The organism is Planktotalea sp. (genome assembly GCF_050633725.1).
Classification (GTDB): Bacteria; Pseudomonadota; Alphaproteobacteria; order Rhodobacterales; family Rhodobacteraceae; genus Planktotalea.
The window spans coordinates 38,827-50,985 of record NZ_JBOEHB010000028.1 but is presented as its reverse complement, the minus strand read 5'-3'; the positions used below and the strand labels follow the sequence as shown (position 1 = coordinate 50,985).

Below are 12,159 nucleotides of genomic sequence, written 5' to 3'. Positions count from 1 at the left end.
GTTTTGGTTATGCGAGGCAGAGTGGCGCTCTGTGGTTAATGAAGGCTTAGAGCTGCGTGCGTTTAGGCGTCGGGGTCTTGGTAAACGCCCTGCTCTTTCAAAGCATCCACAACTTCCTTCGGCATGTAGGTTTCGTCGTGTTTCGCCAATATTTCAGAGGCTTGAAAGACACCATCAATGTAACGACCCGTGCCGACCATGCCCTGATTTTCTTCAAACAGGTCCGGTAGAACACCAGTGAAAGAAACGGGAATTGTCGCGCCGCCATCGGTTACGGAAAAGCGAATTTCTTCACCGACTCCGCGCTCGATAGACCCCTCGGAAACCAAACCGCCAATGCGAAAGACTTCTGTTGGGCCGGGAGGTTCGGCAATGATCTGGCTCGGTGCGCGAAAGAAATTAATCCCGTCGCGCATCGCATAGCCAATCAGTGCCGTTGAAAGTGCCAATGCAACAACGGCTACAGCAACCACTTGGATGCGGCGCTTTTTCTTTAGTCCTGTCATTGCCATTGGAACGTCTCCAGCTGCTTAAGGGAAACAAGGGGCCAACATGAGCCCCGTTGTTTCAGGTAGACCTAACATCAGATTGGCGTTCTGCAAGGCTTGCCCGCTGCTACCTTTTGTCAGGTTATCCAGCGCAGCCACCACGATGGCGCGCCCGTCGATACGATCCCCTGTCACTCCGATATGGCAAAAGTTCGATCCGCGCACGTGATGCGTGCTTGGCGTTTCACCAAAGGGCAGAACCTCGATGAAAGGCTCATCCTTGTACTGCGCCACGAGCGTCTCATGGATCGCTTGCGCATCGCCCGATACATAACCCGTCGCCAGAATACCGCGGTTCGCGGGGATCAAATGCGGGGTGAACTGGATTTTGACCTCCCGCCCTGCGATCGCTGAAAATTCCTGGTCAAACTCGCCCAAATGGCGGTGCGTGCCGCCAACGGCATAGGCATTGGTGCCCTCGGACAGCTCTGCATGCAGCAGGTTTTCTTTCAGGCTCCGCCCCGCGCCAGAAACAGCGCATTTCAGATCAAGAATGATATCATCAAGCCCGATCACACCGGCCGCAATCAGCGGACGCAGCAAGAATTGCCCCGTCGCCGCATTGCAGCCCGTGCCAGCGACTAGCCGCGCATTTGCAATTTCATCGCGGTAAAATTCGGTCAGACCATAGACGGCCTCGCCTTGAATATCGACGGCGCTATGGGGGTTGCCGTACCACTCGGCATAAGCCTCTGGATCGCGCAAACGAAAATCTGCGGAAAGGTCCACAACCTTCAGATCACGCGGTAACGCAGAGATCACCTCTTGGCTGGTCTTATGCGGCAACGCGCAAAACGCCAGATCAATGTCGGCGAAATCAATATCCGCGATCTTTACCAAATCTGGCAAATCCAAGTGGCGCAAGTGCGGGAACACGGTGCCAAGCGGTTGACCTGCTTTACGCTCACCCGAAAGCGCTTTGATCTGCATGCTCGGGTGGGTGGCAATCAGCCGGATAAGCTCCGCGCCCGTATAACCGGACGCACCTAGGATTGCGATATTCTGTGTCATGTCATTTTTCTTTCTTAAGAAATGTCTTTTGAGTTAGATTTTTTCAAAAGAGATTTCTCGTCGCATAAATTGGGTTGCCCGATCGCTCACACGGGCAGGATCACCGCTGGTGAAATAGCGATGGGTCTTGCCCGATCCAATCAAACTTGGTCGTCGAATGATGTAATCCGCAAGGCTCTCCGCGACAAGATTGGCTTGAGAATAAACGCTTACGTCTTGTCCCAGCGCTTCTTGGAACTGCGTTTGCATAAGCGGGTAATGAGTGCAGCCCAAAATTGCCGCTTGCGGCTTTGGCATCTTGCGTTTGAGCGCCTCGACATGGCTGCGCACAAGAGCTTCGGCCAAAATCATATCCCCATCTTCAATCGCATCGACAACGCCGCCGCAGGCCTGCGCTTCGACGTCGACACCGATCGCGCGAAAGGCAAGCTCGCGCTGGAACGCGCGGCTTGCAACAGTTGCGGGGGTTGCAAACAACGCCACCTCTTTCACATTCACTTCGCGCGGTGGAGAGTTGTCGCCCCATTCGCGTTCTGTCAGCGCTTCAATCAGAGGCACGAAAACACCAAGCACGCGTTTGCCTTCGGGCACGCCTGCTTCTTGCATACGGCGCAAAGCGGCAGCAGACGCCGTATTGCAGGCCAAGATCACCAAATCGCAACCGTTGTTCCACAGATACTCTACAGCGGATTTGGTAAGCTGATAAATATCCTCGGAATCGCGTACACCGTAGGGTGCATGCGCACTGTCTGCGAAATACACAAAAGGCATGTCAGGCAAACGTGCGCGCGCGGCATCCAGGACGGTTAATCCGCCTAAACCACTGTCAAAAATACCGATTGCCATCTCAATTCCTCCGCCACTTGGACGCAGAATTTATCGCTGCGCTTTGTGGTTTTCTTCAAACTCATGCCCAAGGCGCGTTGCGTCAAGGGGCTTTGGTGACAGCTCATACGTGGATCGTCGCAGGAAATCCATCATTTCGCGCGCGTCTTTTGAACGCGCGTCCAATTCGCTGCGATCTATTGGTTTTCCTATGACCAAACGTACAGGGCTATCGACCCGTTTTTTGAACTCTTTAATCAACAGTCCAAGCCGCAAAGTCGCATGTAAATGACTTGCGATTTGAAACATTCGACTGGTGTGTCCGTCAAAATAGATCGGAACAACCGTCGCATTCGACTTGCTCACCATACGGGCCGTAAACGCGCGCCAGCTAGGGTCTAGCGGCAGACCCATTGGTTTTGCAGCCGTCGACACCGTGCCCCCTGGAAAAATGCCGATTGCTCCGTCATTGCCCAGATACTCGAGCGCCGTTTTGCGCGTTTGCAGATTTTGCCGCACCGCCTCTTTGTCCTGATCAAAGGAAATCGGCAGGATGATGCGGTTCAGGGCCTCGGCTTTTTGAAACACATTATTCGCCATAATACGAAAATCACCGCGGGTGCGTGCGAGGATCAACCCCATCACAAGCCCATCCAAAATACCATAGGGATGGTTGGCAATCAGGATCAAAGGCCCCTTTTGGGGAATATTATCCAGCGATCCCGCAATTATATCGAGCGAAAGCCCGTATCTTTGCGCCATGATCTCCCAAAAATCACCCCCATTGGCGACTTCGGTTTCATAGCCTTTGGCGCGTTTGATCAAGCCGATGCGACCTGTTGAATTTTCCATCGCGCGGATCATCGCCCGCCCCGTCCGAGTTTGAGCGGAATGGGAATATGAGATTTCTCTAGCAAGGTTCTGGCGCATAGCTTCGCTCTTGGATTCGCAGTGTTGATACGACCTACTACGCCAGAATTGTTAAAACCAGACGACACTCTTCCCTTGGGTCAACTTACTCCGCAGCCTGCGCCATATCAGGCCCACCAGCTTTGATCACGCTCAACAATTCTTCGCGCCGTTTCGCCGCCTTTTGCTCATTAGCCAGCTTAACAGGACCAAAACCGCGAATTGCCAAGGGCAGTTCAGCCAAAGCAACAATGGCATCTTCTGTATTTTCATCCAGATTTGCCAAGACGGTTTTCATATCGCGTTCATATTGCTTGATCAGCGCACGCTCCATCTTGCGCTCAGCCGTATATCCAAATGGATCAAACGGCGTTCCGCGAAGGCGTTTCATCTTTGCCAACACTCGAAAGCCGCGCTGCATGCCTGCCCCATATTGCTTTTTCATCGGACGCCCGTTTGCACCCATTTTGCTCAGCATCGGCGGCGCAAGATGATAGCTTAATTTCAGCTCGCCCTCGAACTGCTCCGCAGCTTTTTCAGCCGTGTCCAAATGCAGCCGAGCAACCTCATATTCATCCTTGTAAGCGAGCAGCTTGTGGTAGCCTTTCGCTGCAGCGCCCTTAACTTTTGGGCTTTCAATGCGATCAAGCAATTTACGATAGCGCTTCGCCAACCCTTTGCCCTGATATTTAATCAGGTGATCGGCGCGAAACGTGATTTTGTCCTCTAGTGTTTTTGGCAATTGCACCACTTTTGGCGCACTCATTTGCGCGGCATCTTCAGGATAAAGCACCGCCCAACGCCCGACTTCAAAGGCCCGCAGGTTCTTTTCAACCGCTGCACCATTCAAGCGGATCGCTTCTTGCATGGCTTCCAGCGAGAGCGGAACAAGGCCGCGCTGCCAAGCGGCCCCGAAGACCAACATGTTTGAAAAAATCGCATCTCCCATCACAATGCGCGCAAGCTCTGATGCGTCAAAGAGATCAACGCGGTCCCGCAAACGCGCACTCAGTGCAAGCGAGAGTTGCTCGGACGGGATTTTGAATTCCGTGTTGCGGGTGAAATCGCCCGTGATGATCTCGTGACTGTTCACCACTGCGCCCGTTTGATCCGTTTTGGTTAATCCGAGCGTTGCCGCCCCTGCGCTTACCACCAGATCGCCGCCGATCAGCGCATGGGCCTCGCCCGTTGCAACGCGAATGGCTGAAATATCTTCAGGTTTGTTTGCAAGGCGGCAGTGAATATGCACCGCCCCGCCCTTTTGCGCGAGGCCGGCCATTTCCATCATGCCAGCGCCCTTGCCATCCAACTGCGCCGCTTGCGCCAGCAGCGCGCCGATGGTGACAACCCCCGTGCCGCCAACACCGGTGATGACGACGTTATGGGTTCCGTTGATGACAGGCAGCTCCGGCATTGGCAGATCAGGCAGCGTCAGCTCCGCCGTGGCCGCCTTGCGCGGCGCCCCGCCTTCAACGGTCACAAAGGACGGACAGAAGCCGTTCACACAAGAAAAATCCTTGTTGCAGCTTGATTGATCAATGGCGCGTTTACGGCCCAATTCCGTCTCATGGGGCACGATAGACACACAGTTGCTTTGCACACCGCAATCGCCGCAACCCTCGCAAACATCGGGGTTGATGAACACGCGCTTGTCGGGATCAGGGAACAATCCGCGCTTGCGACGGCGGCGCTTTTCGGCGGCGCAGGTCTGGATGTAGAGAATCACAGAGACGCCCTTGGTCTTGGCCATCTCTTCCTGAACACGCGGCATTTCTGCGCGCTCGAACATTTTGAACCCCTTGGGGAAGGCGCTTTCCTGCACGTCTTCTTTTTCGTCGTAAACCACCACAAGGTTCTCGACACCCATCGCTGCGATCTCACGTGCAATGCGCGGGGCGTCAAGACCGCCCTCATTGCTCTGCCCGCCTGTCATCGCAACTGCATCATTATAAAGGATTTTATAGGTCATCGTCGTGCCCGCCGCGACGGCGGCGCGGATGGCTTGGATGCCCGAATGGTTATAGGTGCCATCGCCGAGGTTCTGGAACACATGCTCGCGCTTCGAAAACGGGGCCTCGCCGATCCAGTTCGCGCCCTCACCGCCCATATGGGTAAATCCAAGCGTATCGCGGTCCATCCATTGCACCATAAAATGACAACCAATGCCCGCATAGGCGCGGCTGCCCTCTGGCACTTTGGTCGAGGAGTTATGCGGGCAGCCCGAGCAGAAATACGGCAAACGCGCTGCAAGCTGGGGCGCATTATCAGCGCGGCGCGCTTCATCGAGCGTGGCAAGCCCCGCTTTGATCCCATCCGTGCCGCAGCCCTCATCCGTCAGGATTGAGCCGAGGTTTTCCGCAATCATAATCGGCTCTAGCGCGCCGCGCACCGGGAACATTTCAACGCCTTCGCGCTTTTCACCATAAACGCGGCGACCACGGCGATCATCAAAGATCGCTTCTTTGATTTGCACCTCAATCAGTTTGCGCTTTTCTTCAACGACAACAATCAGGTCCAGCCCTTCGGACCACGCGCGAAAGCCCTTCATATCCATCGGCCAGGTCTGCCCGACTTTATACGTGGTCAAGCCGATGCGCTCTGCCTCGGCCTCGTCAATGTTGAGCAAGGAAAGCGCATGGGTGAGGTCCAGCCAGTTCTTGCCAGCGGCAACAAAGCCGATCTTGGCCCCCGCTTTGCCCCAAACCCGTTTGTCCATCTTATTGGCATGGCTAAAGGCCTCAGCCGCGTTGCGTTTGTAATCCAAGAGGCGCGCCTCTTGCAGGTGGCGATCATCCACGAGGCGGATGTTCAAACCACCCTCAGGCGCGTCAAACTCGGGCTCGACAAAGCTCAAGCGATGCGGATCACCATTGACGACCGAGGTGACCTCAACCGTGTCTTTCATCGTCTTGAGACCAACCCAGACCCCCGCGAACCGCGACAGCGCATAGCCATAGAGACCGTAATCCATCATTTCCTGCACGCCAGCAGGGCTGACCACAGGCATGTAGGAATCGATCATTGCGAATTCGGATTGGTGCAGCACGGTGCTGGATTCACCCGTGTGATCATCACCCATGGCCATCAGCACACCGCCGTTCGCCGAAGTGCCCGCCATGTTGGCGTGGCGCATCACATCTCCTGTGCGATCCACGCCCGGACCTTTGCCGTACCAGAGCCCGAAAACCCCGTCGAACTTGCCTTCACCGCGTAGCTCGGCCTGCTGCGATCCCCAAAGCGCGGTCGCCGCGAGATCCTCATTGAGGCCCTCTTCAAACTTCACATCCGCGTCGCCAAGGAACTTGGCTGCGCGCGTCATTTGGAAATCCACAGCGCCAAGCGGCGAGCCACGATAGCCCGTCACATAACCCGCAGTATTGAGCCCCGCTTTAACATCGCGCGCCTTCTGCATCAGCATCAGGCGCACCAAAGCCTGCGTGCCGTTCATCAGCACCTGATCTTTTTCCAGATCAAACTTATCGTTCAAAGAAGTTTTCTGCAGGCTCATGTGTGTCCCTCCCAAGGCGCACGTTGACTTAGCTTAGCATCAAATATAGGTCACAAAAGCTGACCTGTATATCAATTTATTCCCCGTAACGTTACGTTGATGTGTTATCTGGGCTCAGCTACAAGTGATTGCGCAAACACCAACTCGCTCGATAGGAAAATTCCGAAAATGGACTGGGATAAGCTACGAATATTTCATGCCGTCGCCGATGTCGGCAGCTTGACCCATGCTGGTGACACTCTGCATTTGTCCCAATCTGCCGTTTCACGTCAGGTGCGCAGCCTTGAGGAAAGCCTGAACACGACCTTGTTTCACCGTCATGCGCGTGGGCTGATTCTCACCGAGCAAGGCGAGCTGTTGTTCGATGCGACCACATCCATGATCAAACGCCTTGATGCGGCAGAAGCGCGGATCAAGGACAGCGAAGAAGAAGTCTTTGGTGAATTGCGCGTCACGACGACAACCGGTTTTGGATCACTGTGGTTGGCCCCGCGTTTGCCGCATCTTTACGAAAAATACCCCGACCTCAAAATTGATCTGATGCTCGAGGAAAAAGTTCTCGATCTGCCGATGCGCGAAGCAGACGTTGCCATTCGCATGAAAGAGCCAAGCCAAGCCGACCTCATTCGCAAGCGCTTGATGACCGTTCATATGCAGCTTTATGCATCGCCAGAATATGTCGAAAAACATGGCATGCCGACAGATGTCGAAGATATGGGGAACCGCCGCCTGATTTGTCAAAACCCACGCTCTGCGCAGGTCGGTGCAGGTTTGCGGCTTATTCAGCATATTATGGCATATGATGTCCCGTCCATGCTGACCGTCAACAACTACTTTGGCGTGTTGCAATCGGTTTTGCACGGCCTCGGCATCGGTGTGCTACCAGATTACGTAACGCAAGATTTCCCCGAGTTGGTGCGCGTATTGCCTGACCTAAGCTCGAACGAAGTGCCTGTATTTCTCGCGTATCCAGAAGAACTGCGTCAATCCAAACGCATCCACGTCTTCCGCGACTTCGTTCAGGATGAAATCATTGCCTATCGCAAGCAACAAAAAGAAAGCGGTGCCTAAGCACTTTAGGCCGCCCCCCCTTTGGGTCGCGCGCTGATAGCGCCTTCGTTTTCCCTTGGCCTTTGCGCGAGAGCTATATCTTTTGCCTTTCGCTGCGATCTGACTTCACCCTCCCCCACGGCTCGGGTAAACAAGCGCAAACACACACTGGCCAAGGACAGATTCCATGCATGACATTCGTGCCATCCGCGATACCCCAGATGCTTTTGACGCAGCCCTCGCGCGGCGCGGCGATGCCCCTTTGTCGGCCCAGTTGATCGAAATCGACGCAGCGCGACGCGGTAAAATCCAAGCCGCCGAGGAAGCGCAAGCAGAGCAAAACAAAGCCTCAAAGCTTGTTGGTGCAGCAAAAGCTGCTGGCGATGAAGCAGAATTCGAACGCCTGCGCGCTCTTGTGGCTGAAAAGAAAGCTGCGGTTGCGGCGCTCAACGAAGACGCCAAAGTCGAAGCCGCACGCCTGACCGATATGCTTGCCCGTATCCCGAATTCTCCTGCAGATGACGTGCCGATGGGCGAAGACGAAAACGACAACCTTGAGGTTAAACTTTGGGGCGAGGTTCCAGATTTCGACTTTGAGGCCAAAGAACATTTTGAATTGGCTGGTGTTGCTGCCTCAATGGATTTTGACACCGCCGCCAAAATCTCCGGTGCGCGTTTTGTGATGCTCAAGGGCGCGGTTGCCCGTATCCACCGCGCTTTGGCGCAATTCATGATCGACACCCATGTGGACAAGAATGATCTGCTTGAGGTCAACAGCCCAGTTCTGGTGCGCGACGAAGCCATGTATGGCACGGACAAACTCCCCAAGTTTGGTGATGACAGCTATCAGACCACTAACGGTTGGTGGCTTGTGCCAACATCCGAAGTGCCGCTTACCTTTTCTGTTGCGGGCGACGTTCTGGCGCAAAAGGATCTTCCGATCCGCATGACCGCGCACACGCTTTGCTTCCGCTCTGAAGCAGGCAGCGCAGGGCGTGACACATCTGGCATGTTGCGTCAGCACCAGTTTGAAAAGGTTGAGATGGTCTCTGTCACCCATCCTGACGAAAGCGACGCAGAACAAAAACGTATGCTCGCCTGCGCAGAAAGCCTTTTGGAAGCGCTTGGCGTTCCGTATCGCACCGTCCTGCTCTGCACAGGTGATATGGGCTTTGGTGCGCGCCGAACGTTTGACATCGAAGCATGGCTGCCCGGCCAGAACACATACCGCGAAATCAGTTCGGTTTCCACGACAGGCGACTTTCAGGCGCGCCGCATGAATGCACGCTTTAAGCCGGATGATGGCGGCAAACCCCAGTTTGTTCATACCCTGAACGGTTCTGGCCTTGCGGTTGGACGTTGCCTGATCGCGGTGTTGGAAAACGGTCAACAGAGCGATGGCTCTGTCAAATTGCCGGACGTTCTGGCCCCCTACCTTGGCGGTAAAACCACCCTTGGCGCTGACGGAAAGCTGTCCTAAGGCGAAAACGTCTGCGGCGCTACTTTGCCTTCGTCATCTTCACTTTGGGAAGGTGACGAAGCAGCGTTAGGATGTGGCGGCAATAATCCCGGCAAGTCGTTCCACACTTTGGCAAGACTACCGGGACAATACGGCCCTTCGCGATTGTCTGCTCCAAGATGAATCTTGGCAAGAACGCTTTCATGCACTTGCTCTGGCTTGCTCGGTCCGCCGCGATCTTTTAGAAAAAGTGTTACTTTCGACATCAAACCCTGCTTCTTTTTGTAGAGTGTGTCTCCGGCATAACGTTCCGACTTCACCTCATCCAAGATGTCTTGCCGCATCTCCAACCCCTGCGCGGCAGCGCCTTTAGCGATCCAGCCAAACGTATAAGCAGACAAGCCTCGCGCCAAACCACCGCCGCCGACTGCCCCATGATCCCCTGCAAACCAAAGCTGTCGATAAGGGCGCTCGCCTTGTTGCGCGCGCGCGTTCAAACGGTCCAAGTTCCCCCACAAAGACGCAGGATAGGCCTTGCGACGTTCATCAAGCGCCACGGCGTGATACGCTGACTTCACCGATGAACTTAGCTCTGTGTCATGGAACGCATATTTCTGATTGTTCAACTTGGAAATGAACCCGAACAGCCCGGGCAAACCAAGACTACCCACAGTGTCCCAAACGCCCAAAAAGGAAATCTCCAACAGTTTTGGGTTATCTCCGCGTTTGATATATTCTGTCATCGAGGTCGCAACATCGGGTGACAAGGCTTCACGCTCTTTCAAAACATCCTCAGCATCAGGACGCCCCTCTTCGCCGCGTGTGCGATAAAGATGCATAGCTTCGCCCACGCGATCCACATTGGCGCGGCGCAAAATGCCCGCCTTGCGCAATAGCCCCGCAAGCGAGCGCGCTGTATACGCTCCGCGTGAGAAGCCAAAGATGTAAATCTCGTCACCCGGCTCATAAAGCCAAATCAACTGACGGTAGGCCGTTTCAATGTTGCGCTCCAAGCCCCAACCGAAAGCACCGCCAAACCACTTGTCGCTGGTGCGCGCGAACCAGTTTGACCCGCTTCCCGTTCCGACACCGCGAATATACAAGGGAACCTGTTTGACGCCATCAGACGCAGTCGTCTCCACGGCCTGCGCCAGGCGCACAACATTTGTCTGCTGATCCTTTAGATCCGCGAGATTCCAAGTGCCATCACAAAAGATCGCAATCCGCTTCATTCATCTACCCGCTCTTTAACGACCAGATACAGTCTAGCGAGTCAGACGAAAGAAACCAGAAGAAGTGCAATCAGTAGATGCACATCAATCAGGTTTACGTGATCTCATATGCTTGCGCAATTTCGACGGTGCAGCCTTTTTGCGGCCCTTGAACGGGTTCGCATCGTTCTGCGAGCGCATATACAGTCGGATCGGAGTGCCGGGCATATCAAAATCAACGCGCAACCCGTTCACCAGATAGCGAGAATAGCTTTCGTTCATCTTGTCTGGCAACGAGCACATCACAACAAACCCGGGCGGGCGCGACTTTGCTTGCGTCATATACCGTAGCTTAATGCGTTTACCTGCTGGCGCGGGGGGCGGATGCGCTTCGACCATACCCGCGAGCCAGCGGTTAAGAGCGGCCGTTGGAATACGCCGGTTCCAAGTTTCATAAGCGCGCATGATGGCATCGTGCAAACGATCCAGCCCACGCCCAGTTTTCGCAGAGACCGTAATCAGCGGCGCACCGCGAAGCTGCGGCAATAGCCGCTCAAAACTCTCGCGCAAATCACGCAGCTTATCTTGTTTGTCTTCTTCGATGTCCCATTTGTTCACCGCAACAACAACCGCGCGCCCCTCGCGCTCGGCAAGATCGGCGATGCGCAGGTCTTGTTGCTCAAACGGAATCGCGGCGTCCAAAAGCACAACGACCACTTCGGCAAATTTTACCGCGCGCAGGCCGTCCGAAACGGAAAGTTTTTCAAGCTTATCCTGAACCTTCGCTTTTTTGCGCATCCCTGCGGTATCAAAAATGCGAATATGCGTACCGTTCCATTCCGTGCGCAGGGAAATCGCATCGCGCGTGATGCCCGCTTCTGGGCCCGTCAGCAAACGTTCATCGCCCATAATTTTGTTGATCAGAGTTGATTTACCCGCATTCGGGCGACCGACCACAGCAATTTGCATAGGCTTCTTTGCGGTCGGCATGATAAAGGGCGCATCTTCGTCCCAATCTTCATCCTCATCCAATGTCACATCGGTTTCGGGTGCCAGATCCGCGGCACGTTCCGCGAAACTATCGGAAATTGGCATCAGCTGAGAATAAAGATCATTCAACCCTTCGCCATGTTCAGCCGACAAGCGAATTGGCTCTCCAAGGCCCAACGAATACGCCTCGATGACGCCTGCATCCGCTGCTGCACCTTCGCCCTTGTTCGCGGCAAGAACCACGTGGGCGGAACGCTTGCGCAGAATCTCGGCAAAGACCTGATCGGCGGGCGTGACGCCTTGGCGCGCATCAATCATGAAAAGGCAGACATCCGCCATATCAACTGCGCGCTCGGTCAGTCGGCGCATGCGCCCTTGCAAGCTTTCGTCCGTCGCTTCTTCCAGACCTGCCGTGTCGATGACGGTAAAACGCAAGTCTGCAAGGCGCGCTTCGCCCTCGCGCAGATCACGCGTGACGCCCGGTTGGTCATCAACCAAAGCCAGCCGTTTGCCGACGAGGCGATTGAAAAGCGTGGATTTGCCCACATTCGGGCGGCCCACGATGGCAAGGGTAAAGCTCATTTCAAGCTCCAAAATAGGATCAGATGGCCGCTCTACCCCAAAACGCATCTACGCGAAAGAGGTCAT

The 12,159-nt window shown here is 54.8% G+C and carries 9 protein-coding genes; 2 read left to right on the top strand and 7 right to left on the bottom strand.

The features are described from left to right. Positions 1-62: 62 nt before the first annotated feature. The 5 genes from ccmE to ACRBCU_RS17300 all read right to left on the bottom strand — a co-directional run bounded on the left by ccmE (position 63) and on the right by ACRBCU_RS17300 (position 6,801). Positions 63-506, bottom strand: coding sequence for a cytochrome c maturation protein CcmE (ccmE, locus tag ACRBCU_RS17320; RefSeq protein WP_431366681.1), 444 nt, complete (start codon positions 504-506; stop codon positions 63-65). A 24-nt stretch (positions 507-530) separates the two neighbouring features. Further along, on the bottom strand, positions 531-1,559 hold the full coding sequence (argC, locus tag ACRBCU_RS17315; RefSeq protein ID WP_431366647.1) for an N-acetyl-gamma-glutamyl-phosphate reductase: 1,029 nt from the start codon (positions 1,557-1,559) through the stop codon (positions 531-533). A gap of 33 nt (positions 1,560-1,592) precedes the next feature. Continuing rightward, positions 1,593-2,405, bottom strand: a complete 813-nt coding sequence (locus ACRBCU_RS17310) for a glutamate racemase (RefSeq protein ID WP_431366646.1) — start codon at positions 2,403-2,405, stop codon at positions 1,593-1,595. 30 nt (positions 2,406-2,435) lie between these two features. Further along, positions 2,436-3,314 carry a lysophospholipid acyltransferase family protein gene (locus ACRBCU_RS17305; protein WP_431366645.1) on the bottom strand — a complete coding sequence of 293 codons (879 nt, stop codon included), beginning with the start codon at positions 3,312-3,314 and terminating at the stop codon, positions 2,436-2,438. A gap of 85 nt (positions 3,315-3,399) precedes the next feature. Then, positions 3,400-6,801: an indolepyruvate ferredoxin oxidoreductase family protein gene (locus ACRBCU_RS17300; protein WP_431366644.1), complete on the bottom strand. Its 3,402-nt coding sequence runs from the start codon at positions 6,799-6,801 to the stop codon at positions 3,400-3,402. 168 nt (positions 6,802-6,969) lie between these two features. On the opposite strand from ACRBCU_RS17300, the gene ACRBCU_RS17295 reads away from it, so the two are divergent. Both ACRBCU_RS17295 and serS read left to right on the top strand, forming a co-directional pair. Beyond that, complete coding sequence (locus ACRBCU_RS17295) at positions 6,970-7,872, top strand: LysR family transcriptional regulator (protein ID WP_431366643.1); 903 nt, start codon at positions 6,970-6,972, stop codon at positions 7,870-7,872. Positions 7,873-8,038: 166 nt separating this feature from the next. Further along, positions 8,039-9,331 carry a serine--tRNA ligase gene (gene serS / locus ACRBCU_RS17290; RefSeq protein ID WP_431366642.1) on the top strand — a complete coding sequence of 431 codons (1,293 nt, stop codon included), beginning with the start codon at positions 8,039-8,041 and terminating at the stop codon, positions 9,329-9,331. Here the strand turns inward: serS and ACRBCU_RS17285 are convergent. After that, a complete protein-coding gene (locus ACRBCU_RS17285) occupies positions 9,328-10,542 on the bottom strand; it encodes a DUF2235 domain-containing protein (protein ID WP_431366641.1) in 1,215 nt (404 codons plus the stop codon). The genes serS and ACRBCU_RS17285 overlap by 4 nt on opposite strands. Positions 10,543-10,626: 84 nt before the next feature. After that, positions 10,627-12,093 (bottom strand): ribosome biogenesis GTPase Der, encoded by a 1,467-nt coding sequence (gene der / locus ACRBCU_RS17280; RefSeq protein WP_431366640.1) that lies wholly within the window; start codon positions 12,091-12,093, stop codon positions 10,627-10,629. Between the last annotated feature and the right edge of the window lie 66 nt (positions 12,094-12,159).